Raw genomic sequence first — 24,948 nt, 5'->3', positions numbered from 1 at the left:
AGATGTGTATAAGAGACAGTCCCACCACCCACCGCCATAAACTCACGATCGCCCTCGCCATCACGCTCCTCACCACAACCTTAATTAGTGGAACTCGCTGGCTTGGTTGGTTCCAGAATGCCGAATTGCAGGCATTTGACCAGATGATGCAGTGGCGACCCTCGGAAGGGGCAGATCCTCGCTTACTGGTAGTGACGATCGATGAAAACGATATTGCCACCCAACGCCGACGGCAGGAATCGCTGGTGAAAGAAGGCAAGGCTATATCCCTATCGGATCACTCCCTCAACCGCCTGTTGGCACTGTTGGCAACCTATCAACCCAGGGTAATTGGGTTAGATCTCTACCGCGACTTTGCCCCTGAGCACACTCCGCCGGAACTCCTGTCTCGTCTACAACGACTGCAAAATCTGGTGGGCATTTGTAAGGTAAACTTTACCCGGCTAGATCCAGGGATTCGACCACCCACGGGAGTAGCCAGCGATCGCGTGGGATTCAGCGACTTTGTGGATGATGCCGATGGCGTGGTGCGGCGACAGTTGGTGTTTATGAATCCGCCGCCGTCCTCCCGGTGTCAAGCTAAGTATGCCTTTAGTTTCCATCTGGCATATCGCTATCTCCAGGCAAAAGGCATTCAACCGAACTTCACCGGCGATGGTAATCTCCAATTAGGTCAGCAGGAATTACAGCGGCTCCAATCCCGCACTGGCGGCTATCAAGATCTGGATGCTAGAGGGGGGCAGATCTTGCTAAACTATCGGGCGACTGCCACGATCGCGGAACAGGTTGCCCTCACCACGTTGCTATCTGGCGAACTTGATCCGACCGTGTTAGAAGAAGCGATTCGCGATCGGATTGTGCTAATTGGGGTGACGGCAAAGGATAGTGAAGATCGGTGGCTAACTCCCTATGGCAAGCAACCCGAAGCGCAAATGCCAGGGGTGTTTTTGCAGGCACAGATGGTCAGCCAGGTTCTCAGTGCTGTCTTAGATCAACGTCCGTTATTGTGGGTTTGGTTGCCGTGGCAAGAGATGCTGTGGATTGGTGGCTGGTCGCTGATGGGTGGCTTACTGGCATGGCGCTTTAACCCATCTCGCGATCGGCGCTCATCCCTGCGATGGTTGGGGGCAATGGGGCTGGCTACGAGTTGTCTGGTGGGTGGATGCTTTTATCTCCTGTTGCAAGGGGGATGGATACCGCTCGTTCCCGCCACACTGGGACTATTCCTGACCGGCGGGAGTGTCACGATCTGCCTCAATACTCAACCCGCTCGATCGCTATCCACCCGTCTTGATCCATCATTTAGGAGTTAGTTGGTATATGAAATTATTTATTTCTCCCCTGATCTGGAGTTTGGCGATCGCAGTACCACTTCCTGGGATTGCCAGGGAATTTTCAGTTCCTCCAGACCAATCACAACGGACTCTCCGCCAGTTCGCCCAGCAACTCCCTACCCCACCAGATACAGGCTCCCCCAGTAGACCGAATCGCGGCGGTGGGACGTATTTTGATCCACTATTGCGAAGTGTGCCGATTAGAAGCATAGGAGGTGGAAGCCGGGGCAACACGTATTTTCAATTGCCTGATCCCCCCCCTGGTGATCCGCCAGAGGGTCGTCGTCGGGGTGGAGCAACTCGGGGAACCGTAAATCAAGGAGTATGTCCAAAGTTACCGATCGCGCTAACCGCGTTAGTCCCTGCGATCGGGGAACCAACGGCTGATGCCGCTGAAAAGCCGGGTCAAGTGTGGGGCAATACGACCCAAGCCCAACCCACCTTCTGGTTCTACACCCCCTACCCACAAGCGGCAGACTACTCGGTGCGGTTTGAACTGCGGCGGGATGGTGCCAGTAATTCGATGTATCGAACCAGTCTGACGTTACCGAACCAACCAGGCATTGTCAGATTGCAGTTACCCGACACTGTAAGTTTGGAGGTGAATCAACGCTATCGCTGGTTCCTGACGGTGGACTGTCAACCCTTGAGTGATGCTACTCCCGTCTCGGTGGAAGGGGTGATCCAACGAGTGGCAGTCAATCCTGATTTAAGCCGATCGCTCACCAATACCTCCGCCCTAGAGCAAGCTGCTTTATATGCCAAAGCCGGAGTTTGGTACGATGCCCTGACAATTCTGGCAGAATTACGACAGCAGGATCCTCAAGCCGCAACAAACTGGCGAACCCTACTGAAAGAGGTGGGATTAGGTGACCTGGCAGACAAGCCGATCGTGGACTGCTGCAAACCGGAATCAGGTCAGTCGCCTTAGGCGGGAGGGTCGCTGCTGGCAGTGAGGGAATTAGTCTAACTGAACAACTGCTTGACTACACAGTGAAAGTTCGGCAATAGCGGTGAAGTAATTTCATCCTCAGCCAGGACTGTGGCGACCCGTTTCAACACGGTCGTTTCGCGGCGGTAAACTTCGACCTGTTGTAGCTCTCGGCTGACAATCCAATATTCCTGCACACCCTGAGCCGAATAAAGTTTGAGCTTGGCTTCGCGATCGCGGCGTTCATTCAGGCTACCGGGGGACAGAATTTCCACAATCAGTTCGGGTGCCCCGGTGAGATGCCCTGCTTCGTCAATGAGCTGCGTCAGGCGATCGTGACTAATCCAAATCACGTCAGGAATCACATTGTCTGCTTCGCTAAAAATCACTCCGGGAGTTGGAAAGGCTTCACCGAGTTGGCTGATATCTGACCATGCTTGCAGTTGTGAGCAAATATTTCGGATCACTGCTTGATGTTTGATATGCGGTGCCCGGGTCACAAACAGTTCTCCATTGATGATTTCGTAGCGTTTCCACTCATCGTTAGACAATAGCTCCAGATCAGCCGTTGTCCAGCGCAATTGTTCCGGGATGGTTTGGCTCATAATTAACGCCTTGGCAGAAAGTTCGTTGGCTGACAGCCGCCCTGCATCTATGATATAGCCGCCGATGGACTGTTAAAGAGTTCTATGATTAGTGACGACCTGTAAGTGCTCCCCCTAATCCCCCTTTTTAAGGGGGATTAGGGGGAGCTTGGCTTGGTTCCCTCCTTAACTAAGGAGGGTTAGGGAGGATCGAACGATTCAGGTGACGAATCAACACTCTAATCAGTTCATTCGGGACACGTTCATGGCTTACAGAATTTTCTCTAGTCCATACACCAGGGTTTTGAGTTGGATGACTTTGCGGATCGAGAGTAATACCCCTGGCATGTAACAAGCCCGATCGCTGGTGTCATGGCGCAGGGTGTAAATCTGACCGGGAGCGCCGAAGATCACTTCCTGGTGGGCGATTAATCCGGGGAGGCGAATGCTGTGGATACGGATACCTTCATCGGCGAGGCTACCTCTAGCACCGGGGATTTTTTCGGTTTCCTCAACTTGGGCAGGATTGAAGGTCTTACCGAGTTCTGCCAACATTTGCGCCGTTTGAATCGCTGTCCCACTGGGCGCATCGGCTTTCTGGTTGTGGTGCAGTTCAATAATTTCCACATGGTCGAAGTATTGGGACGCTCGAATTGCCGCCTGTTGCAGCAGCACCATGCCGATCGAGAAGTTGGGAATAATCAAACATCCGGTACTGGCTTTATCGGCAAATTCTGCCAGGTCTTGCAGTTGCTCCGGGCTGAGTCCAGTTGTGCCAATCACGGGACGCACTCCATAGGCAATCGCCGATCGCACATTGTCGTAGACCGAATCGGGATGGGTGAAATCGACCATCACTCCCAGTTGTTTTTCCTGGGAAACAAATGCCAGCATCGGCTGAAAATCATTAGTAATGGGCACTTCCAACGGGCCACAGCCTGCTACTTCTCCGGCATCTTGACCCAACACATCGGGATTGCGATCGACGGCTCCCATTAACACTAGATCGTCTGCCTGGGCAACGGCTTTAATCACTTCGCGCCCCATTTTTCCGGCGGCACCATTTACCAGCACGGGAATTGGCTGATTTACCATAGCTCACTCTGCCTCTGAATCACCTATATGGGAAGATCACTGACGTAAGAAGCGCTTGCCGAACTAGCCCCCTAAATCCCCCAATGCTGGGGGACTTTGAAGAGGTTTAGCTCCCCCAGCATTGGGGGTTGGGGGGCAATGCATCGTTATTTCAGCACTGTTCACCTACATGGCATTGTAGGGCGAGTTCCATGCGTTAATAGGAAATAGGGCAGTCAACTTCGGCAGTGATTTATGGCAAAAGGACCCCCTCCCAGCGAACAACGCTTGATTCTGGATCAAATCAAGTGGCAGAAGTACGAAGCGATCCTGGCAGACAGTCGCTCCCAGCGTACCGCACGGTTTACCTACGATCGCGGACGCTTAGAAATGATGCATCCCCTGGATGAACATGAACGCTGCCACAAGCTGATTGAGTCGCTGTTGCTGGTGTTAGCTGATGAACTGAGGTTACGGCTGGAAGGCTACAAAGCGCCAACCTTAAAACGGACTGACTTGCAACTGGGGACAGAACCGGAAAGCGCCTACTACATCCAGCATGAACCAGAGATGCGAGGTCAGTCGGAGATTAATTTAGAGACTGATCCGCCGCCCGATTTAATTCTGGAAGTGGCGTTATCGAAAAGCGCGATCGATAAGTTGCCGATCTATGCCCGGTTAGGCATCCCAGAAGTCTGGCGCTATTTGAGTCAGCCAGGAGATAACTTCCTCAAAGGCCAATTGCTGATTTATCGTTTGCAAGACCAGGGCTACGTTGAATCGAATACAGGATTAGCGTTTCCCTTCCTCCCTGCCGGAAAAATTCTTCAGTTTATTGATGAAAGTGATGCTTTAGGATTAATGTCTGCCTTACGCAACTTCCGGCAATGGGTGCAGGAGACGACTGCGTGATATGGTGATCGGATAGTCCTGCCCAGCCATGCTACCTGTAGTGAAATCATGCCAGGTGAAGTTGTCGAAATTCTGACTGCGGACGAGGTGCGTCGAACTGTAAACCGACTTGCCTCTCAGATGATTGAACGATCGGGTGATTTATCCCAGTTGGTGTTACTGGGAATTTACACTCGCGGTGTCAGTTTGGCGCAGATTCTAGCCCGACAGATCGAAATTTTGGAACAGATCGCTGTACCCGTGGGCGCGATCGACATTACCTTTTACCGGGATGATTTGGACACGATCGGGCTAAGGACTCCCGCCAAAACTGAAATTCCCTTTGATCTGACTGGAAAAACCGTGATTCTGGTCGATGATGTCATCTTCAAAGGTCGAACCGTCCGAGCCGCATTGGAAGCGGTGAAAGATCATGGCAGACCCCAGGTGATTCGGTTAGCCGTGTTGGTCGATCGGGGACATCGCGAACTCCCCATTCATCCAGACTTCATCGGTAAGCAACTGCCAACAGCGAGAGAAGAAACCGTGAAAGTCTACATTCAGGATTTAGATGGGCGAGACGGTGTGGAGTTATGGCGAGGTTAAGTCGCTGCATCCCTTTGCCGTTTAGCTTTAGGCTGTAACTGTAACCCTATTTCCTTGGTACAGTTCCGTGGCAGAAACTCAACTTCGCAAAGCCGATCATCTTCGCATTTGCTTAGATGAAGATGTGCAATGTCGAGAGACAACCAATGGCTTAGAACGCTATCGCTTCCAGCATTGTTGCTTACCCGAACTCGATCTCGATCAAATTGATCTCAGCACCACCTTTCTCGGCAAATCCCTAACGGCTCCATTGCTGATTTCCTCCATGACTGGAGGCACTGACCTGGCAAAAACGATTAATTATCGTCTAGCCACGATCGCTCAAGAGTACAAGCTCGCGATGGGAGTCGGTTCCCAAAGAGTAGCAGTCGAAGATCCTCAGGTGGTTTCTACCTTTGCCGTGAGATCGGTGGCTCCTGATATCCTGCTATTCGCTAATCTCGGTGCAGTGCAATTGAATTATCAGTATGGCTTAGACGAATGCCGTCGAGTGATCGAGATGTTAGAAGCCGATGCGTTAATTTTGCATCTCAATCCATTGCAGGAATGTGTGCAAACCAAAGGTGATACTAATTTCTCTGGACTACTCGATAAAATTGCCGGATTATGTGAAAAATTACCTGTCCCAGTCATTGCCAAAGAAGTCGGTAATGGTATTTCTGGCACGATGGCAAAGCAATTGATTCAAGCTGGAGTCGCCGCGATCGATGTAGCGGGAGCCGGAGGCACATCCTGGGCAAAGGTGGAAGGAGAACGCGCTCAAGATCCCTTACAACGGCGGTTAGCCACGACCTTTGCAGACTGGGGTATTCCCACAGCAGAATGTATTACCTCCGTCAGAGCGATCGCCCCCCATATTCCCCTAATTGCCTCCGGTGGACTCCGCAACGGCTTAGAAGCCGCCAAAGCGATCGCCCTGGGAGCCAATTTAGTCGGCATGGCACTGCCCTTTCTGCAAGCCGCCCACGACTCCGAAGCCGCCCTCCATACGTTAGTCAGCTTCCTCACCGCCGAACTGAGGACAGCCATGTTCTGTACTGGCAACGCCACCCTCCCGGATCTCAAGCAATCCGGCTCACTGCACCTAATCCAGTAGCACCTCCCTATCTCCCCCATCTCCCTATCTCCCCCACTCTCCCCACCTCCCCATCGCCAAACAGTGGGATTCTCACTACCAAACCACGGGTTATCCACACTCTAAGTTTCCATCGGGATTTGCCACGATCAATGATGTAGGTCGGAGGACACCCCATGAAGACATTCTCTATCGAAGCCATTTATAGCTGGTATCGCAACACCATTCGCAATCCGAAATATCGTTGGTGGATCATTTTAGGCTCATTACTCTATTTGATCAGCCCCCTGGATATTTCCCCTGACTTTCTCCCGATCGTCGGTTGGATTGATGATGGGGTAATCGCAACACTGTTAGTGGCAGAAGTTTCACAAATCCTGCTCGATCGCTTGAAAGTGAAAGGCAGCAAGGAAACTGCGACCGATACCACAACGGCTAGTACGTCCTCCGGCACAGATACGGTTGATGTGAATGCAGTTTCGATCGACTAAGCATCAACAGCCACAATCTATTTCCCATCCAGGGCGGTATTGGATTAAGCGATCCAAGCCGCTTTTTTATTGCTATCAATTTAGTGTGTGAATGTGACAGCTCAGATCCCCCTGCCTCCAGCATCCCCCTTATCAAGCTACGGTGTACACACATCTCCTCAACCGCCTTAAGATCCTGCATTTTGCCCCCCTAGCCCCCCAATTCTGGGGGGAACTCAGGATTCAAAGTCCCCCAGAATTGGGGGATTTAGGGGGCGCAGAGAACTGAAACGAAGTCCGGCGCGACTTATGTGTACCCGATAGCCTTATCAAGGGGGACTGAGGGCAATCAATTCGGGGTGAAAAGCTGTCCCGCAAACGGCGTAAATCGATGTGACTGCCATATTCGGCTGAAAACGATCGCTTTTTAAAGGAAAAGTTAATTTTCTGCAACAAAAATTGAGTAAAAATGCCGATCTTGACAAATAAATGTAAAAGCTCTTTGCGATATTTTTATCAAATTGTGTCGGATAGGGGCTGAAATGCCCATGTGGTAACGGTTTTCTGATACAAACATTCATGGTAGCTATTTAGCACCACGCCACTCTCTCGGACCATCTAAGGAGCTTAACCGCATGTTCACTCACGTCAAGCCCACCATTCGGCACGTTGCGCCCGATGACCTGCGCGGACGATCGCTGCTTAAGGTGGTCTACGTCGTGCTAGAGCCTCAATACCAAAGTTCACTGTCGGCAGCGGTACGCTCAATTAACCAGAACCATCCCCATCTGGCTGTCGAAATTAGTGGCTATTTGATTGAGGAACTGCGCAGTGCCGAAAATTACGAAGCCTTTCAACGCGATGTGGCAGAGGCGAATATCTTCATTGCCTCGCTGATTTTCCTGGAAGACCTGGCTGATAAAGTGGTGGCGGCTGTAGAACCTCACCGCGATCGGTTAGATGTCGCGGTCGTCTTCCCATCCATGCCCCAGGTGATGCGCCTGAATAAGATGGGTAGCTTCTCGATGGCACAACTGGGTCAATCCAAGAGCGCGATCGCCCAGTTTATGAAGAAGCGGAAAGAGCAGTCTGGCTCTAGCTTCCAAGATGCCATGTTGAAACTGCTCAACACCCTGCCGAAGGTGCTGAAGTACCTGCCGATGGATAAAGCGCAGGATGCTCGCAACTTCATGTTGAGTTTTCAGTATTGGTTAGGCGGCAACCAGGAAAACCTGGAAAACTTCCTACTGATGCTGGCGGATAAGTATGTGTATAAAAACGCCAACGATGGCAACTCCCTGCAATATCAAGAACCCGTTACCTACCCCGATTTAGGCATCTGGCATCCTCTGGCTCCCTGCATGTATGAGGATGTCAAAGAATATCTCAACTGGTTTAACTCCCGATCGGATATTTCCAGCGATGTCAAAGATCCCTTGGCTCCCAGTGTCGGTTTAGTGCTGCAACGGACGCACTTAGTCACGGGGGATGATGCCCACTATGTGGCGATGGTGTCGGAGTTAGAGGCAATGGGAGCGCGGGTGGTGCCCGTGTTCGCGGGTGGTTTGGACTTCTCCAAGCCCGTCGATGCCTTCTTCTACGATCCAATTACCAAAAATCCGATCGTCGATGTCGTTATCTCCTTAACCGGATTCGCTCTGGTCGGGGGTCCCGCTCGGCAAGATCATCCCAAGGCGATCGAATCCCTGAAGCGGCTGAATCGTCCCTACATGGTGGCACTACCCTTGGTCTTCCAAACCACGGAAGAATGGCAGGATAGCGATCTGGGTCTACACCCGATTCAAGTGGCGTTGCAAATTGCCTTACCAGAATTGGATGGCGCGATCGAACCGATTATCCTCTCGGGTCGGGATGGCACCACTGGCAAAGCGATCGCCCTGCAAGATCGGGTGGAAGCGATCGCCCAACGGGCCATGAAGTGGGCGAACTTGCGTCGTAAGCCGAAGCTGACCAAGAAAGTCGCGATTACAGTGTTCAGCTTCCCGCCAGATAAAGGGAATGTGGGAACTGCCGCTTACCTGGATGTGTTTGGTTCCATTTATAAAGTGATGGAATCGCTGAAACACAATGGCTACGACGTCGAAGGCTTACCGGATACCGCCGAAGCCTTGATGCTGGAAGTGCTACATGATGCCAAAGCCCAGTACAACAGCCCCGAACTGAATATTGCCTACCGCATGTCGGTCGAGGAATACGAGCGGCTGACTCCCTACTACGATCGCTTGATTCCCTCCTGGGGTCCGCCTCCCGGTCACTTAAACACCGACGGTCAAAATCTGTTGGTTTACGGGAAATCTTTTGGCAACGTGTTCATTGGGGTACAACCGACCTTCGGCTATGAAGGCGATCCGATGCGGCTCCTGTTCTCTCGTTCTGCCAGTCCTCACCACGGCTTTGCTGCCTACTACACCTACCTGGAGCAAATCTGGCAAGCCGATGCCGTCCTCCACTTTGGGACTCACGGTTCACTAGAATTCATGCCCGGTAAGCAGATTGGTATGTCGGGCGAGTGCTTCCCCGACAGCCTGATCGGCACGATTCCCAACCTGTATTACTACGCAGCGAATAACCCCAGTGAAGCGACGATCGCCAAGCGCCGCTCCTACGCAGAAACGATCAGCTACCTGACGCCTCCTGCTGAAAATGCCGGACTCTACAAAGGCTTGAAGGAACTAAGCGAACTGATCGCCTCCTACCAGACCTTGAAGGACACCGGACGGGGCGAGTCGATCACCAACACCATCATGGACAAGTGCCGCATGGTGAACCTGGACAAAGACATTCACCTGCCCGACCAGGATGCCAAGGACATGTCTCTGGAGGAACGGGATGCGATCGTTGGCAAGGTCTACATCAAACTGATGGAGATCGAATCGCGCTTGCTGCCCTGTGGTCTGCATGTGATTGGGAAGCCACCTTCTGCTGAAGAAGCGATCGCGACTCTGGTGAATATCGCTGGACTCGATCGCGAGGAAGAAGGCATTCTCAGTCTGCAACGAATTATCGCCAATAGCCTCAGTCGCAACATTGATGAAATCTATCAAAACAGCGATCGGGGTGTGCTGGATGATGTGCAGTTGTTAAACGACATCAATCAGGCAGTCCGAGCCGCCGTCACCGCAATGGTGCAAGCTCAGACCGATGCCGATGGGCGGGTGTCCCGTGTCACCAAGCTCAACTTCTTCAACATGGGTAAGAAGGAACCCTGGGTTGAGGCACTGCACGAAGCGGGCTACACCAAAGTCGATACTGAGCAGATTAAACCGCTGTTCGAGTATCTAGAGTTCTGTCTCAAGCAAGTTGTGGCGGATAACGAACTGGGTGCGCTGCTAACGGCTTTGGAAGGCGAATACATCATGCCGGGACCCGGTGGTGATCCAATCCGTAACCCGGATGTATTGCCCACGGGTAAGAATATTCATGCCCTCGATCCCCAATCCATCCCCACAGCGGCGGCAGTCAAGTCGGCCAAAGTGGTCGTCGATCGCTTGCTTGCCCGTCAATATGCCGATAACGGTGGCAAGTACCCCGAAACGATCGCCTGTGTGCTGTGGGGAACGGACAACATCAAGACCTACGGCGAATCGCTAGCGCAGATCATGTGGATGGTCGGTGTGCGTCCCTTACCGGATTCACTGGGACGGGTGAATAAGCTGGAGTTAATTCCCCTAGAGGAACTGGGTCGTCCTCGGATCGACGTGGTTGTCAACTGCTCCGGCGTGTTCCGTGACCTGTTCATTAACCAGATGGCATTGCTCGATCGCGCTGTGAAAATGGCTGCCGAAGCCGACGAACCCCTGGAAATGAACTTTGTTCGCAAACACGCGATCCAGCAAGCTAAGGAATTAGGGGTGGAACTGCGGCAAGCGGCAACTCGGATCTTCTCTAATGCCTCCGGCTCCTATTCCTCCAACGTCAACCTGGCGATCGAGAATAGCACCTGGGAAAGTGAAGCCGAGTTGCAGGATATGTACCTGTCTCGCAAGTCGTTTGCCTTCTCCTCGGATAACCCCGGCAACATGGATCAAAGTCGGGAGATCTTTGAATCGGCGCTGAAGACGGCAGAAGTCACCTTCCAGAACCTCGATTCGTCCGAGATCTCGCTCACCGATGTATCTCACTACTACGACTCCGATCCGACGAAGGTCGTCGCCCGCCTCCGGAATGATGGCACGTCTCCCACCTCCTTCATTGCCGATACGACCACGGCTAACGCCCAGGTGAGAACTCTCTCCGAAACTGTCCGACTGGATGCCCGTACCAAACTCTTGAATCCCAAGTGGTACGAAGGCATGTTGTCCCACGGCTACGAAGGTGTGCGGGAACTCTCGAAGCGGCTGGTCAACACGATGGGCTGGTCGGCAACAGCAGGAGCCGTGGATAACTGGGTCTACGAAGATGCCAATACTACCTTCTTCAAGGACGATGAGATGTGTAAGCGCCTGCTTGACCTCAACCCCAACTCCTTCCGCAAGATGGTGACAACCCTACTGGAAGCTAACGGTCGTGGCTATTGGGAAACCACCGAGGAAAACCTCGATCGCCTGCGCCAGTTGTACCAGGAAGTCGAAGACCGCATCGAAGGCATCGACTAAGCGATCGCTAACTTAAGTTCAGGGGTAGCCATTCACTACCCCTTTTTTATTGCGTTAGAACCGTGTGATGCCCCAACCTCACTGATCGCCTTGCGCTACTCCAAAGTTGTAATCGTCACAGTGCCGCCCTCAACTGCTTCAATCTGGATCTTAAACCCATATAGTAAGCTCATCCCAACCAGCGGATCTGCCTCTGATGCTGCTACATCAATCACCTGGGGTTGACCATCCCAAATCACGATCGCTTTATACATATCAAAGATCACCTCACTGCCATCGCCTAAGGTACCAACGTCACGAAACTGCCAAGGTAACCCAAGGGCCGTGATAGTGGATGGTGGAAGCGCCAAAAACCCGGTGAAACCTGTGTCAATCACAGCCTCAATCATTTGCTTTGGTGAATTAGCAAAACCGACGGCAACCCGAATGATGGCTTCGCATCTCTGATTCACAAAGCCTTGCATCATCCGGAATGCTTCCGACTCCGGGAGCCAAAGCGATAGACTGCTCGATACCCAATCCGAATAACCCACGGTTGAGCATCAGGATAGCGCTGATACAGGCGATCGGTTGCCGCAATCGCTGTATCAGCCATTTCAAAAGCACCCGTTTCAATATCGATCGCGACTATCTTGCCGTCATTACCTGCCTCAACCTGGGAGCGCACCTGAGATTCATAAATCTCATTGCCGCGTTGGGCAAACTCCTCTTTGCTGTAGCGGGGTTGTCGAACTGTCATGAGCTTGTAATTACGGCAATGGTTGCTTTTTTATTTTAACCTGGGCAATTATACCGAGGATTACCAGTTAGACGAAACACTTTAAATAATTACCTCTAATATTAGGTGGTGTACTAGTGCTACAAGAAATGTTTTGGATTCCAGGGTAGTTTAGAGCGATACCCAATGATCACGTTGTCAATTAAGTCAGAATCCGTACTTTGGGTAGAAAGATGATAGCTAATATAGCCTCGTCGATACCAACGTGAGGTTATGGATGGCAAATCATCTCTAGGTTCCCCTCTAATTTCTTTTGGAAACATCTGATCTACCCATTTTTGAGCGATCGCTTGGCTGAACTTTTGGTTCGTTCCTTTGGGATAGATCACAACTGCATAGGGAATCTGTGTATCTTTTTCCTCAGAAAATAGTAGGAATAAATCAACCTCTGATGACTTGTTAACCAACTCAACAAATCCCAGTTCTGCGCCGCGTGGATGTTGATAATGGTAGTAGTAAGCTAGATGCCAGGATGCCACCCGAACTATTTCAGGGTCATTATCATCACCTAACTCAATTAATAAAGGTTCAAGATCATCAATTTTGTAATTTTCATCCGTTGCTGCCGCGATCGCAATATCAACCCGTCCTGCATTGATTAAACGACGCACCGCATTCGGATCTCGGCTAAATCGTTCATGGGCATCAAACCCTAAATTACACGGAAAGTAGGGAATATAAGGTTCTGGTTCTGGCGAATTCTCTAAGATATTCAGTAGCCATTCTTTAGCATCAAACCCTGCTTTAGGAATCACACTCCAAAATGCTCCAGCTACTCCTGGACGCTCCAGTTCTTTAACTCGAATCAGTGATATCAAATCATCGAAAGGTGGCATTCCAACAATTGATTGCTGATCCTGCTCATACTTTTCCTCCTCGTCCAACTCCCAAGCTTTGTCTTTCCTAGAAACAGCCTTGCTACAAAACTTGCCAATCTGATAGGCGGCACAGGCTCGAAGATTTAGATCAAGATGGTCTAGCATTTCTAACAAATCTGTTCCAACTTCTTGCCAAGTTGAATCATAAGCACCCAAAAAAAGTTGTGCGGCGACGATCGCTTCTTTTGTCAGGGCATGATGATCTTCTAAAGCGGCTAATTCGTTTAACCAGTTGATGATTAAGCGGTGAAAAAAAGTCTCTTTCTCTAGAAACTCTAACTTCGAGCAAAACAACTCAAAAATGCCGGGAATATGTAGCGTTTGAGTGGCAATGGCGGCAAAAATACTCTTGATTCGTTGCTCAGTCGGACATGGCTGGTAATCATCACAATTAGAGCGTTGTGACTCCTCCATTTTTAAGGCACGAATCAGCTGATCAATTGCCCTATCTCGCACCCAATATTCTGGATGAGCAAGTAAATTGATCAATGTCTCAAAGATTGCATCCCACTCCTTCGAGCTATATGGGAAGTCAAGTGGAAGATCTAGAAAATCAACTGGGTTACTATCCCATTGAGGTGAAAAGGTTTCTGGTGTAAATACATTTTCCCGAACAGCTTTAAGGTGCTGCTGAAAATTCTCCTCTGAACCCATGTTTAGAAATAGCTATAACTATTAGTTAATTGTTTAGACTATTTGGTTTGTATCGATAAGGCTATTGTTGGGACTCGGTGATTAGGTCGCTAATTAAAACGATCGCTAAAAACACCCCAGCTACCGTCAGACCGATCGTGCGGCTGTGAGTCGTGGCAAGTGCCATTAATGCCAGAATGATCAAGGTTGGTAATTTGGTTTTGACGAAGGTTTCTAAGACTTGGCGGAGGTCGCTATTCAGGGCTTGGCGTTCCGCTAATGTGCGCCGATCGCTGAAATAACTGAGGAATTGACCGCTTTTAATCAAGGTAAATACCTTGCTGCGAGTCGCAGGATAAAACGTCGGTCGTAGGGTTAACGCTCGATCGAAATTGGAGACAGCGCCTTCATAATGCTGCAATCGTCGTAACAACAAACCGCGTTGATACCAGAGGTGATGATCGTTCGGTTTCAGCGCGATCGCGCGATCGTAGCTAGCGATCGCCGCCTCGTAATCCCCCAATTGTTTCAGCGTTCTTGCTCGTAACCGCCAGAGCTCGGCATCGGTTGGATTGAGTGCTAACGCCTGATCATAACTCCTGAGTTCGTCTTCATAGCGATCGAGTCCTTGCAGCAGAGAAGCCCGCATCCGCCAGGATTGCTCATCATCAGATTTAGCCGTAATTGCTTGATCACAACAGGCGATCGCGGCTTCTCGTTGGTCAAGTTTAGCTAATACCTTTGCCCGGAGTTGCCAGAGATCGGGATGCTCTGGTTCCAGTTCCATGCCGCGATCGAGCGTGTCCAAACTCTCGGGATAGCGTTCTAAGTCAAACAAGACTAGGGCGCGATCGTACCAAAGTTGGGCGTTATGTAAATCCAGGGATAGGGCGCGATCGTAACTCTCTAACGCCGCTTCATAGTCATATAGCCGCCGCAACGCCTTGCCCCGACCCTGCCACAGGTCAGCCTGCTCCGGACGTAGGGCTAGAGCCTGGTCATAACTGGCGATCGCCTCTCGATAGCGTTGTTTTTTCAGCAAGACATCCGCCCGACTCTGGAGCGCAGGCAAGTCATGGGGGGTTAGCTCAATTGCCGCGTTATAACACGCGATCGCTTCTTCAAAGGCGTGTTGTTCTGTCCAGTGTTGCCCCTGTTGATAGAGCAATACCGTTTTCAATTCTGGTGAGGTCTGCTCATCCGTAATCAACACCTGGCGTTCTTGAGGGGATAGCGCCGCATAGTGTTGATAGTCTACCGAAGCATCATGACCCTGGCTCATAACACTAACACTTACCAGATACGAGGGGCTGAATCTATACCCCCTGTTCTAAAGCAAAAGCAGCATAGCGGTCAAACTGGTGAGTAAAATCGCATTATAAACCGCATGGTCAGCCGTACTAGCCCGAACTCCAGCCTCCTGAGCCTTCATCTCATCCTGAAATTGCCGGAAGTGCCGATGATAGCCATATTTATAGCGGCAGGCAAACAGAAAACCAGGGACAAATAACGTCAGCCCCATGAATAGAGGAATGCCCATAATCAGGTGCGCCAAACCAAAGGCGAGCGATCGTTTGACCATGCCTTTCCAGGTATGAATCCCCTGCCGAAAGATTTTCTCCTCGATTTCTGCCAGAAATGGCACTGCCAGAATCATCAAGAGCCAAAAGCCGATCGTCAGAATGGTTCCTGCGTCAAACCGAATGAACCCAGTCGAGGCGGCGACCTCATCCGCTTGTTGAATGGTGATTAGAGGCTGAAACGTCACATTAGTAGAGTAACCGAATAGCCAATTTGCCCAGCCCGTATGCATAAAGTCGGGGGACAAGGTGCCAATGACTCCGGCAGTAAGCAAGGTACAGGTCAGAATTAGGATTGCTCGTACATAGGTCAGCGGTCCACTCCGGAAATAGACCCACCAAACTAAATCCAACCGATGTTTGTTGTTCCAGACCTCTCGCCCAATTAACCAGACCATGATGCCAGAAAAGGCGATCGACACGAGGGCTTTAAATACTTCGACCCATACCCCCTGTCCGTAATGGGTAATCAACAGAAAGGTCGCTAGAAATAACAATGGATATTTCAGGACATTCAGAAGAACTTTGCTATACAGAAAGACGCGTTGGAATCGGAGTTTGGTGTAATCCACGGGTGTAGTGCAAGGAACGATCGCGACTAGTAGTAGACTGACTGTTGCAGCCTAGTAAATATTGTCAACATACTTCAGAGCTGCGGCTGTTGACCTACGTAAGCTTAAGGAAATAGTGTCATGAGTACAGAAGCCGATCCCGTGAAATTGATGAAACAGATGGTTGGGCAGGCGGCTGCCGCTAGGGTCAAATCTGGCTCCATCGTTGGCTTAGGCACTGGATCAACGGCTGCCTACATGATCGAATCATTAGGAGAACGCTTAAAGTCCGGGGAATTACAGGACATTAAAGGAGTGACTACGTCATTTCAAGGAGATGTCCTGGCGCGGGAATACGGAATTCCACTGATTACCCTGAATGAAGTCGATCGCATTGATATTGCGATCGATGGCGCAGATGAAGTTGACCCCAACAAAAACCTGATCAAAGGCGGTGGGGCAGCGCATACCCGCGAAAAAATCGTTGATGGTTTTGCCGAACAATTTATTGTGGTGGTTGATAGCGGCAAGTTAGTCGATAAGCTGGGCACCACCTTTCTACTGCCGGTGGAAGTTGTGCCGATGGCAATGACTCCGGTGATGCAGGCGATCGAGAAACTGGGTGGCAAACCGCAACTCCGGATGGGCGTGAAGAAAGCGGGTCCAGTGATTACCGACCAGGGTAACTTCGTGATTGATGTCAAATTTGCTAATGGCATTGATGATCCGGCGGGTCTGGAACAGGAACTTAACAATATTCCGGGTGTACTGGAGAATGGTTTGTTTGTTGGTGTCACCGATCTGGTGCTGGTTGGTGAAGTGGTAGACGGCAAACCGATCGTGCGCGAAATCTAATCATGGAGAATGGATCATGCTGGCAATCTGGCATCATCCATTCGCACCATCACATTGTTTCTATTCTTTTCACCTAAAGGCATCCGAACTGTCTACCGTTTAATAGCCTAACTTTTTACGCATGGAATATCAGACCGCAGTAGTGATTTCCTCGGAGGGTCTGGGCATTCTGGAGGTAGAGGCATCAAATGGATAAAACCTCCTATGCGGATATTTGGCGATCTGTTTGATTGGATTAAGCGAGTCCTAACCTGGAAAAAAGGGGAGGAAGTCGTTCGGAAACCCTATGAAGTCCTGAAATTAATTCGCGGGCGGCGCGGCATTCTTAAACTGGTGACGCGGGATATGCCGAGAGCCGTTCGTACCTATATCTTTTCACCCTTTCCGGGCAACCAGACGAATGTGGTGTCGTCCTTTCAAAAAGACATCCATCTTTGTCTCGATCACCTATGGGCACTCGATTCTGAGAAAGGCAAACAGCCCGCCGCCAAACCGAGCACTCCCCGATCTCAGCGCACCCGTCAGTTAAATGCGAAAAGCCACCGAATTTGTGTATTTGAGGCTTCTCGCTTCATCAGCAAAGATGGCACGTATAACACTAATATGATTTATTCCGAGGAACTAGATTTACTCGGAAACGGCTTCCACCGCGATCAATATGCCGTCCCGATTGTGGATGATCTGGCGAATTTATTAAAGGAATTTCCGATCGACACGATCGATTGGCAAGTCGAGATTGAGAGTAGCTGCAAGCGGTATCTCGGCGCTCACTGGCGACCGAATCGCTCCCCAGAAGCCAACTCTGCCATCTAACTACACAGGTAAATCAGCGCGGGGATTGAAGGTTTCCAGTTCCCGCAGTTTTTCGTACAATTCCCGTTCCGGCTCACTCAATTCCTTGGGCGTAACGATTTGCACTTCGACAATCTGATCCCCTCGTTTGCCGCTAATCCCAGGATAGCCTTTGTTTGCCAGCCGCAAGCGTTGCCCCGATCGCACCCCTGGTGGAATCGTCATTTTCACCAAACCATCTAAGGTAGGAATTTCGATCGCTCCCCCTAACACCGCTTCCGCCGGAGTAATCGGCACCTGACAGGCAACATCATTATCTTCCAACTTAAAGAAGGCATGGGGAGCCACGGTAATCTTCAGATATAGATCACCGCCATTCACACCCTGTCCTTTCAGCCGCACCCGTTGCCCCGTGACCATTGCCGGGGGCATATTCACTTCCAGCGATCGTCCATCTTCTAAGCGAATGCGTTCCCGACCACCGAGATACGCCTTTTCTAAGGGCACCGTCAAGCGAGCTTCGGCATCACGCGGGCTAGGGCGGGAAATAGTTCGCGTTTTTTTAGTCGTACCTGGACGAAACACATCCTGCGCCATATTAGCGGCTGTGGCATTTTCGCGCCGATTCAGCAGTTGCTCGACGAAACTATTGAAGTCCCGGAATTCGCCGTAATCAACCTCACCACCCGGACGATCGCTGCCCCGCCCATTCCAACCTCGGAACCCCGAAGCTTTGCCGCCACTTTGGAATCCCCGTTGTTGCCAATAGCGACCAAATTGATCATACTGCGCTCGTTTGACGGAATCAGACAGGACTTCGTAGGCTTCATTGATATCTTTGAACTTTTCTTCCGCCTCCTTATTCCCCGGATTTAAGTCCGGGTGATACTGCCGTGCCAAGCGTCGGAAAGACTTTTTAATCTCCTCTGCACTGACATCTCTGGACACTCCCAGAATGTCGTAATAGTTCCGAAAGTTTTGCATGGAAGAACGGATCAGTAAGCAGGTGGTATGGGAAGAAACACGATCGCGAGTGGGCAAGCCTTGATCGTTATACAGAATCAGTCAGGGGTAATTCAACCATTAAAGCAAAACGCTGATCTGGAATGACAAACTTACAACCAATCATCATCATCATCCCAGTTGTCTTCATACAGATTAGGGCGATCGTTGCGGGGTGGGCGAGCCGGGGGACGACGTTCAGATCGATCGCGTTCGGGGGGACGGGAAGTAGACGGACGGTAATCGCTGGGGCTGGAATAACTGGGACGACTATCGGAACGGGAAGGTTCTGGCTGATCCCAACCGCGATCTCTAGGGGAGCGATCGTCATTTCGGGGATTACTCCGATTCGAGCTATACGCATCGTCATAGCGCGGGCTGGGAGTCGCCGGGCGATCGCTATACCAGGAATCACCGCTACCCGCACCATAGCGATCAGGATTGCGAGGAGTGCTGCTACTGCTGCCATAATCGCGACGGTCATAGCGATCAGCGTTCGCGCCGCTACCATACCCATACCGATCGTCATTGCGAGGCGTACTGCTACCGCTAGTGGAATTGTAATCGCGGCGATCGTAGCGATTATCGTTCCATGAATTGCTAGGGGAACTACTAGAACTATAGTCTCGCCGCTCGTAGCGGTTATCGTTCCAGGAGTTGCTGCCTGCACCATAGCGATCGCTGCCATAGCGAGGTGAGTCATTCCAGGAACTACCACTCGTACCGTAGCGCGATTCCCCGTAGCGCCGATCGTCGTAGTAGTAATCTTCATCATCATCGGTGAAGAAACTCTTGATCGCGCCAAAGAAGCTGTCTTGTTCCTCCTCTTCTTTGTTACGTTGATAAACCTCCCGATTCAGGTCATACAGAGCATCTTGCAAGTCTGCCTGGGCTTGATCAATCCCGCGATCGTCGTTTTGGTTTAGCGCCTCTCGGACTTGTTGCACCGCCCGATCGATGCGGGTGCGATAGGGACTGACAAACTGCATCCCAAAGTCCAGGGTGGCTTCCCGAAGTTGCCGTTCTGCCTGGAAGGTCAGAGCTTCAGCGCGATTACGTTTCTCGACTTTGGCTTTGCGCTGGCGATCAGCATCGGCATACTCTTCGGCTTCCCGAATCATTCGATTGACTTCATCCTGCGATAGGGTTGAGGCTTCCTGAATCGTGACGCTCTGCTCCCGCCCGGTCGTCCGATCCATCGCCGTGACTTGCAGAATCCCGTTGGCATCAATATCAAACGATACCTGTACCTGCGGAATGCCTCTGGGAGCCGGGGGAATCCCGACTAACTTAAACCGCCCCAGGGATTTGTTGCCTACAGCCATCTCTCGTTCGCCCTGGAGGACATGGACTTCCACCATCGTCTGGTTGTCTTCCCCCGTCGAGAAAATATCCGATCGCCGCACCGGAATCGTGGTGTTGCGGGGAATCAGCTTTTTCATCACCCCCCCGATCGTTTCCAGTCCCAGGGATAGGGGAGTGACATCTAGCAACAAAATGTCTTTGACTTCACCCGCCAGAATCCCGGCTTGAATGGCAGCACCCACCGCGACGACTTCATCGGGATTGACGTTCTGATTCGGTTCGCGATCGATGAAACTACGAACTAACTCCTGCACCACCGGAATCCGGCTGGAACCTCCCACCAATACCACTTCATCAATTTCTCCTGGACCCAGGGCGGCATCCCGTAACGCCTGTCTGACAGGGGCGCGTAAGCGGGTGAGGAGATCGTTGCACAACCCTTCAAACTGCGATCGGGTCAGACGAGTTTCTAAATGCTTGGGCCCATCAGCCGTTGCTGTAATGAAGGGAAGATTGATCTCAGTTGTCGTGACTCCCGATAGTTCAATCTTGGCTTTCTCGGCGGCTTCGGTTAATCGCTGGAGGGCTTGCCGATCTTTGCGTAGATCAACCCCTTCCTGTTCCAGAAATTGCTCGGCTAACCAATCGACAATTCGTTGGTCAAAATCATTTCCCCCTAACTGAGTATCGCCACTGGTGGATTTGACCTGAAACACACCATCACCGACCTCCAGAACGGAAACGTCGAATGTGCCACCTCCCAGGTCAAATACCAGAATAGTTTGGTTACTGCGGCGATCGAGGCCATAGGCAAGGGAGGCGGCCGTCGGTTCATTCAGAATCCGCTTTACTTCTAGTCCGGCAATCCGTCCGGCATCACGGGTCGCTTGGCGTTGGGAGTCATTGAAGTAGGCAGGAACGGTAATCACAGCGCCGGTAATCGGTTCACCCAGGTAACGACTGGCTTCCTCCGCTAGCTTTTTCAGAATCATTGCCGAAACTTCTTCCGGCGCAAATTCCTTCTGCAAGCGGGGACATTTAATCCGAATATTGCCGACTTCGTCTTTGCGAATCGTGTAGGGCACTCGCTTGGAATCAGCTACCAGTTCGGTGTACTTGCGACCCATAAATCGCTTGACGGCATAAAAGGTATTTTGGGGATCTAATACGGCTTGCCGCCGCGCCATCTGCCCGACCAGGCGTTCTCCTTCTTTACTAAAGCCCACTACGGAAGAAGTCGTTCGCATTCCTTCTGCATTTGCGATGACGACGGGTTTTCCGCCTTCCATCACGGCGACGACGGAGTTAGTTGTACCCAGGTCTATGCCAACGACTCTGCCCATGCGTGTCTCAATCTCCCGTATGCTGCCTTGAGCAATACTCTAGTGTTAATTTTGCTGAATTTATTGTATCGCGCCCAAGAAGTTTGCCTGGATGCCAAAACGGTAACGCCCCGCTGATTGGCGAAGGACGGTAGACGATCGCTCTCCCCCACCCTCAATGATCAAATTGCTCGACAGCCCCAACCAGGGTCTAATATAACCGTCTCAGCACATAGTCCGTCAGTTTAATCAGAACCTGACGGTAGGAAGACGGCGGTAACTCTGCCAAACACTCGATCGCCATCCGAGCATGATCCCGCGCCAGTTGCCGCGATCGTTCAATGCCCTGACTATCACAAATTAATGATAAGGCTTGTTCCAAGTCACCAGGCTGGGCAAACTCCCGCTCAATTAACTTTTCCAGGTAAGGTTGTTCCTCTAAGGCATATAACACGGGGGCAGTCAGATTGCCGCTTTTCAAATCTGAGCCAGCCGGTTTACCCAGTTCTTCCGTCGAACCCGTGAAATCGAGAATATCATCAACAATCTGGAATGCCAGACCGAGATTGCGTCCATAGCCATAGAGCGCCGTCGCCAATGGCTCGGAGGTTTCACTCAGTACCGCCGCTGCTTTGGAACTGTTGGCAATCAGGCTGGCGGTCTTGTAATAACTTTTTTCCAGATACGCCTCGATCGATAGATCGGTAGCAAATCGGCTCAACCCCTGCTGGATCTCCCCCTCTGCCAGATCCATAATTACCTGCGACAGCAGCTTCACGACTTCTAGATTATCTAAATTGGCTAGATACCAGGAGGATTGGGCAAACAGAAAATCCCCTGCCAGTACTGCAATGCGATTGCCAAAACTACTGTGTACGGTGGGCACCCCACGCCGCAGTTCCGATTCATCTACGACATCATCATGCACCAGGCTGGCCGTATGAATCATTTCGGTAATCTCAGCCAGTCGGCGATGGCGCGACGTAATTTCTTCGTCCAACATCGTGGCTTTGGAAACCAGCAGCACGATCGCGGGTCTAACTCGCTTCCCTTTTGCCCCAAACAGATGCTCTGCCGCCGCATACAATACCGGATGACGCGCACCAATTAAATTTTTGAGATTTTCGGTTAGCAGATCTAAGTCAGCCTCGACAGGGGAAAAGAGGGAGGTAGCTGAAGTCATGGATATCCGACTCAGACAGGATAAAGGTTACGAAACTTTAAGTATTCTCTCTCCATTTTAAGCTAACCACCCCTTTGTCGAACAGAGGAATTAGATTTTAGAGTGATCAAACCTCTAAAAACCAGTCTGGCAGGCAAAAAATTGTCTTGTCATCTGTTTAACTATTCATTACAGAACATCAACCGACTTGAGAAAAACAGTGGTAACCCCCCAGGATCTTGTGTTACTTTGAAGGTAAGCATTATAAAAATTAGCGCATTAAGGGCAACTCAACGTTAGCGTTTTCCACGGGTTGTAAAGTGGCTACCGACATCGGTTGATCTCTCCCTGGAGTTCAAGTGTTCTGAACTTGTTTCAGATGTTTGGCAGGGGGTGAGATCTCGAATCCAGTAGTTTTGACCAAGTGGAGCGGCGACTGACTCAGGTTGAAGTAGCGGGTCATGCTGGAGCGATCGTCTAGCAGTCGGTAATGGCTGGTTAGATGGGCGGTTTCTGATGATTCAGATTGATAAATCGGCTGGTTGTAGCTCGATTTGCGATCTGATGTAGAAATCACTCTTCTTGCAGTTCATCAGGCTGTCGGTAGATTACATCGCTGACTCCTGCATCAATCTCCTGAGACGCAGGCAAGCGCGATCGCCCCGTTCTAGCCGTCTGTCATCAGGTTGGCTAACTACGGCTGTTTTTATTCAAGCTTAACAAATTACTGCTTCCCTAACAGCTTCCGTGTTGCCATGACTTCCCCCACTATTGCTCTCACAATCCCGGTTTTTGCGGCTATTTATCTGTTTCTGGTTTATATGGCACTGGTGTTCGCTCAACGTGTCCAGCGCTTGCCCAGGTCGTAGGTGGATCCATTGAGCTTTGGCTAAGAATTAATGTTGCCATCCGGCATCCGGGTTTGGCGGAGATTAGCACCGTCTAACTTGGCACAACCAAAGGCATTTAATCGGAAGCTCGCCCCAGCTTGATCGGCGTTCAGGTTGAAGCGGATTGAAGCATCGCTACGATCGCTGGCGGAGGGTTGGCGATCGAGGTTAAAGCTGAAGCTGGCGGAATCGTCATCTGCCCTCAGGTTAAAGTTGAATGCCATACAGCCCAAATTTGCCCCTTCCAGGGTTGCCCGCTCCAGATTTGCCTGTTGCAGATTGGCATCCTTCAGGCTGGTTTGGCTGAGGTTGGCATGGCGGAGATTCGTGCGGCTGAGATTGGCATGACGTAAATCAGCGCGTTCTAAATTTGCCCCTTCCAGGTTAGCTCCGGCTAGGTTAACGAAGGTTAGATCAGCGCCGACTAGATTGGTATAGCGTAAATCACACCCAGGACAGGCTCGGGTTTGCAGAAGTTGGTGGACTCGCCATTGATTCAACCATTGCAAGCCGTAGTTGCCCATTACAACACCCACCGCCACAGCGAGAGTGACGATCGCTAAATTTCGCTGTTTCATCGGAGTCACCTCGGCTAGCCATTAGGTTTGCTCAGGACGACGCTAATTGGGCTGTAAGGTTCCTGGCGATTTATTCACGATTACGAATCAACTATTCGTTGAATGGCACTGACTTAAGGACACGCTTAACTCTGCTCGCCCCCTAAATCCCCCAAATTTGGGGGACTTTGAGGTTCGGCTCCCCCAAATTTGGGGGTTGGGGGGCGGTTCGGATTGTTATTTCAGTGACATTCGATCAAGGTTAATTTTCAGCTAAACGCATTACACAATCGCAGTAGAGCGATTCACAATCACTAAAGCTTCCATTAAGCTGCGAACTACAGCGATCATTTCCACTTCGCTCTGAAGTTTGTTAATCGCCGAACCGACACCGACACCCGATGCCCCAGCGGCGATCGCCATAGGAACAGTAACGCTGGATAGACCGGAAGCGCATAAAACGGGTACAGACACAGCCCGAGAGATTTCCGACGCGGCAGCTAGCGTAGGAGCGGCTTTTTCAATCAAGCCGAGGGTTCCGGGGTGAGTCGGTTGGCTGCTGGTGCCCCCTTCCGTTTGGATGATATCTGCACCTGCTTTGACCAAGTCTTCTGCCAGTTGCACCTGTTGATCCAGGGGCAGAATATGGGGAACGGTGACAGACAGCGTGATTGCAGGCAGGAGTTGTCGGGTAGCCTGGGTCAGTGCCAAGACTTCCTCAGCCTCAAACCGTCGTCCCTGAGCATAGAAGCTATCGAAGTTACCAATTTCGATTAAATCTGCTCCCGCCTCAACGGCAACCACAAATTGTTCCGGTTCCACCGCAGAGACACAGACCGGCAGTTGAGTCAGTTGTTTTGCCATCCGGACTAAGTCAGCATTGGCAGCAATATCCACAAAGGTGGCACCACCCCGATCGGCGGCTCGAACGACCATGGCAACGCGATCGTGATCGAAGTTGTTTAAACCACTAATGACCTTAAGTGCATGACCTTGTTGCAAAGCGGCGTGGAGCGTGGAGAGATTCATCATGTCTAGATCTCGCTAAAAGTTCGGATAGCG

General features: G+C 51.1%; 22 protein-coding genes. 9 read left to right on the top strand and 13 right to left on the bottom strand.

Features of this window, described 5'->3' with window-relative positions:
• On the top strand, positions 1 to 1,313 hold a 1,313-nt coding region (locus ACN4EK_RS25840), incomplete at its 5' end, for a CHASE2 domain-containing protein (RefSeq protein WP_431661163.1).
• A 7-nt stretch (positions 1,314 to 1,320) separates the two neighbouring features.
• Entirely contained in the window at positions 1,321 to 2,265 is a 945-nt protein-coding gene (locus tag ACN4EK_RS25835; RefSeq protein ID WP_431661162.1) for a DUF928 domain-containing protein, read from the top strand.
• Between the two features lie 35 nt (positions 2,266 to 2,300).
• On the opposite strand, the gene ACN4EK_RS25830 is transcribed toward ACN4EK_RS25835, so the two are convergent.
• Together ACN4EK_RS25830 and dapB are read right to left on the bottom strand one after the other, a co-directional pair.
• Positions 2,301 to 2,870, bottom strand: a complete 570-nt coding sequence (locus ACN4EK_RS25830; protein WP_431661161.1) for a Uma2 family endonuclease — start codon at positions 2,868 to 2,870, stop codon at positions 2,301 to 2,303.
• Positions 2,871 to 3,119: 249 nt separating this feature from the next.
• A complete protein-coding gene (gene dapB, locus ACN4EK_RS25825; protein WP_431661160.1) occupies positions 3,120 to 3,944 on the bottom strand; it encodes a 4-hydroxy-tetrahydrodipicolinate reductase in 825 nt (274 codons plus the stop codon).
• 234 nt (positions 3,945 to 4,178) lie between these two features.
• Between dapB and ACN4EK_RS25820 the strand changes: the two genes are divergently transcribed.
• The 5 genes from ACN4EK_RS25820 to ACN4EK_RS25800 all read left to right on the top strand — a co-directional run bounded on the left by ACN4EK_RS25820 (position 4,179) and on the right by ACN4EK_RS25800 (position 11,581).
• On the top strand, positions 4,179 to 4,835 hold the full coding sequence (locus tag ACN4EK_RS25820; protein ID WP_431661159.1) for a Uma2 family endonuclease: 657 nt from the start codon (positions 4,179 to 4,181) through the stop codon (positions 4,833 to 4,835).
• A gap of 48 nt (positions 4,836 to 4,883) precedes the next feature.
• A complete protein-coding gene (pyrR, locus tag ACN4EK_RS25815; RefSeq protein ID WP_431661158.1) occupies positions 4,884 to 5,420 on the top strand; it encodes a bifunctional pyr operon transcriptional regulator/uracil phosphoribosyltransferase PyrR in 537 nt (178 codons plus the stop codon).
• A gap of 67 nt (positions 5,421 to 5,487) precedes the next feature.
• Positions 5,488 to 6,516, top strand: a complete 1,029-nt coding sequence (gene fni, locus ACN4EK_RS25810) for a type 2 isopentenyl-diphosphate Delta-isomerase (protein ID WP_431661157.1) — start codon at positions 5,488 to 5,490, stop codon at positions 6,514 to 6,516.
• 155 nt (positions 6,517 to 6,671) lie between these two features.
• Positions 6,672 to 6,986, top strand: coding sequence for a YkvA family protein (locus ACN4EK_RS25805; RefSeq protein ID WP_431661156.1), 315 nt, complete (start codon positions 6,672 to 6,674; stop codon positions 6,984 to 6,986).
• A 614-nt stretch (positions 6,987 to 7,600) separates the two neighbouring features.
• Entirely contained in the window at positions 7,601 to 11,581 is a 3,981-nt protein-coding gene (locus ACN4EK_RS25800; RefSeq protein WP_431661155.1) for a magnesium chelatase subunit H, read from the top strand.
• Between the two features lie 95 nt (positions 11,582 to 11,676).
• Here the strand turns inward: ACN4EK_RS25800 and ACN4EK_RS25795 are convergent, their stop codons facing one another.
• The 5 genes from ACN4EK_RS25795 to ACN4EK_RS25775 all read right to left on the bottom strand — a co-directional run bounded on the left by ACN4EK_RS25795 (position 11,677) and on the right by ACN4EK_RS25775 (position 16,022).
• A complete protein-coding gene (locus ACN4EK_RS25795) occupies positions 11,677 to 12,033 on the bottom strand; it encodes a clan AA aspartic protease (RefSeq protein WP_431661154.1) in 357 nt (118 codons plus the stop codon).
• Positions 12,034 to 12,044: 11 nt separating this feature from the next.
• A complete protein-coding gene (locus ACN4EK_RS25790) occupies positions 12,045 to 12,320 on the bottom strand; it encodes a hypothetical protein (RefSeq protein ID WP_431661152.1) in 276 nt (91 codons plus the stop codon).
• A 119-nt stretch (positions 12,321 to 12,439) separates the two neighbouring features.
• Entirely contained in the window at positions 12,440 to 13,891 is a 1,452-nt protein-coding gene (locus tag ACN4EK_RS25785) for a hypothetical protein (protein WP_431661151.1), read from the bottom strand.
• A 61-nt stretch (positions 13,892 to 13,952) separates the two neighbouring features.
• Positions 13,953 to 15,152, bottom strand: a complete 1,200-nt coding sequence (locus ACN4EK_RS25780; protein ID WP_431661150.1) for a tetratricopeptide repeat protein — start codon at positions 15,150 to 15,152, stop codon at positions 13,953 to 13,955.
• 48 nt (positions 15,153 to 15,200) lie between these two features.
• Entirely contained in the window at positions 15,201 to 16,022 is an 822-nt protein-coding gene (locus tag ACN4EK_RS25775) for a hypothetical protein (RefSeq protein ID WP_431661149.1), read from the bottom strand.
• Positions 16,023 to 16,142: 120 nt separating this feature from the next.
• Here ACN4EK_RS25775 and rpiA point away from each other — a divergent pair, with 120 nt between their 5' ends.
• Both rpiA and ACN4EK_RS25765 read left to right on the top strand, forming a co-directional pair.
• A complete protein-coding gene (gene rpiA, locus ACN4EK_RS25770) occupies positions 16,143 to 16,856 on the top strand; it encodes a ribose-5-phosphate isomerase RpiA (RefSeq protein ID WP_431661148.1) in 714 nt (237 codons plus the stop codon).
• A gap of 204 nt (positions 16,857 to 17,060) precedes the next feature.
• Positions 17,061 to 17,669 (top strand): hypothetical protein, encoded by a 609-nt coding sequence (locus ACN4EK_RS25765; RefSeq protein WP_431661147.1) that lies wholly within the window; start codon positions 17,061 to 17,063, stop codon positions 17,667 to 17,669.
• Here ACN4EK_RS25765 and ACN4EK_RS25760 read toward each other — a convergent pair whose 3' ends face one another.
• The 6 genes from ACN4EK_RS25760 to ACN4EK_RS25735 form a co-directional block, all read right to left on the bottom strand.
• Positions 17,670 to 18,632, bottom strand: coding sequence for a DnaJ C-terminal domain-containing protein (locus ACN4EK_RS25760; RefSeq protein ID WP_431661146.1), 963 nt, complete (start codon positions 18,630 to 18,632; stop codon positions 17,670 to 17,672).
• Between the two features lie 131 nt (positions 18,633 to 18,763).
• On the bottom strand, positions 18,764 to 21,298 hold the full coding sequence (gene dnaK, locus ACN4EK_RS25755) for a molecular chaperone DnaK (protein ID WP_431661145.1): 2,535 nt from the start codon (positions 21,296 to 21,298) through the stop codon (positions 18,764 to 18,766).
• A 190-nt stretch (positions 21,299 to 21,488) separates the two neighbouring features.
• Complete coding sequence (sds, locus tag ACN4EK_RS25750) at positions 21,489 to 22,460, bottom strand: solanesyl diphosphate synthase (protein WP_431661144.1); 972 nt, start codon at positions 22,458 to 22,460, stop codon at positions 21,489 to 21,491.
• Positions 22,461 to 22,794: 334 nt separating this feature from the next.
• Positions 22,795 to 23,016 (bottom strand): hypothetical protein, encoded by a 222-nt coding sequence (locus ACN4EK_RS25745; RefSeq protein ID WP_431661143.1) that lies wholly within the window; start codon positions 23,014 to 23,016, stop codon positions 22,795 to 22,797.
• A 312-nt stretch (positions 23,017 to 23,328) separates the two neighbouring features.
• The gene (locus ACN4EK_RS25740) at positions 23,329 to 23,907 is read right to left on the bottom strand and encodes a pentapeptide repeat-containing protein (protein ID WP_431661142.1); all 579 of its coding nucleotides are present in this window, start codon (positions 23,905 to 23,907) and stop codon (positions 23,329 to 23,331) included.
• A gap of 261 nt (positions 23,908 to 24,168) precedes the next feature.
• Positions 24,169 to 24,918 carry a DUF561 domain-containing protein gene (locus tag ACN4EK_RS25735; protein ID WP_431661141.1) on the bottom strand — a complete coding sequence of 250 codons (750 nt, stop codon included), beginning with the start codon at positions 24,916 to 24,918 and terminating at the stop codon, positions 24,169 to 24,171.
• Positions 24,919 to 24,948 lie beyond the last annotated feature (30 nt).

Source organism: Pantanalinema rosaneae CENA516 (assembly GCF_050753385.1).
Taxonomy (GTDB): Bacteria; Cyanobacteriota; Cyanobacteriia; order Leptolyngbyales; family Leptolyngbyaceae; genus Pantanalinema; species Pantanalinema rosaneae.
This window is presented reverse-complemented; position numbering and strand designations above follow the sequence as displayed.

What these genes read in the sequence shown, in the direction of transcription:
- ACN4EK_RS25835 (WP_431661162.1), top strand. Translation starts at nt 1,321, where the DNA reads ATGAAATTATTTATTTCTCCCCTGATCTGGAGTTTGGCGATCGCAGTA.
- ACN4EK_RS25830 (WP_431661161.1), bottom strand. Translation starts at nt 2,870, where the DNA reads ATGAGCCAAACCATCCCGGAACAATTGCGCTGGACAACGGCTGATCTG.
- dapB (WP_431661160.1), bottom strand. Translation starts at nt 3,944, where the DNA reads ATGGTAAATCAGCCAATTCCCGTGCTGGTAAATGGTGCCGCCGGAAAA.
- ACN4EK_RS25820 (WP_431661159.1), top strand. Translation starts at nt 4,179, where the DNA reads ATGGCAAAAGGACCCCCTCCCAGCGAACAACGCTTGATTCTGGATCAA.
- pyrR (WP_431661158.1), top strand. Translation starts at nt 4,884, where the DNA reads ATGCCAGGTGAAGTTGTCGAAATTCTGACTGCGGACGAGGTGCGTCGA.
- ACN4EK_RS25805 (WP_431661156.1), top strand. Translation starts at nt 6,672, where the DNA reads ATGAAGACATTCTCTATCGAAGCCATTTATAGCTGGTATCGCAACACC.
- ACN4EK_RS25800 (WP_431661155.1), top strand. Translation starts at nt 7,601, where the DNA reads ATGTTCACTCACGTCAAGCCCACCATTCGGCACGTTGCGCCCGATGAC.
- ACN4EK_RS25790 (WP_431661152.1), bottom strand. Translation starts at nt 12,320, where the DNA reads ATGACAGTTCGACAACCCCGCTACAGCAAAGAGGAGTTTGCCCAACGC.
- ACN4EK_RS25785 (WP_431661151.1), bottom strand. Translation starts at nt 13,891, where the DNA reads ATGGGTTCAGAGGAGAATTTTCAGCAGCACCTTAAAGCTGTTCGGGAA.
- ACN4EK_RS25780 (WP_431661150.1), bottom strand. Translation starts at nt 15,152, where the DNA reads ATGAGCCAGGGTCATGATGCTTCGGTAGACTATCAACACTATGCGGCG.
- rpiA (WP_431661148.1), top strand. Translation starts at nt 16,143, where the DNA reads ATGAGTACAGAAGCCGATCCCGTGAAATTGATGAAACAGATGGTTGGG.
- ACN4EK_RS25765 (WP_431661147.1), top strand. Translation starts at nt 17,061, where the DNA reads ATGCGGATATTTGGCGATCTGTTTGATTGGATTAAGCGAGTCCTAACC.
- ACN4EK_RS25760 (WP_431661146.1), bottom strand. Translation starts at nt 18,632, where the DNA reads ATGCAAAACTTTCGGAACTATTACGACATTCTGGGAGTGTCCAGAGAT.
- dnaK (WP_431661145.1), bottom strand. Translation starts at nt 21,298, where the DNA reads ATGGGCAGAGTCGTTGGCATAGACCTGGGTACAACTAACTCCGTCGTC.
- sds (WP_431661144.1), bottom strand. Translation starts at nt 22,460, where the DNA reads ATGACTTCAGCTACCTCCCTCTTTTCCCCTGTCGAGGCTGACTTAGAT.
- ACN4EK_RS25740 (WP_431661142.1), bottom strand. Translation starts at nt 23,907, where the DNA reads ATGAAACAGCGAAATTTAGCGATCGTCACTCTCGCTGTGGCGGTGGGT.
- ACN4EK_RS25735 (WP_431661141.1), bottom strand. Translation starts at nt 24,918, where the DNA reads ATGATGAATCTCTCCACGCTCCACGCCGCTTTGCAACAAGGTCATGCA.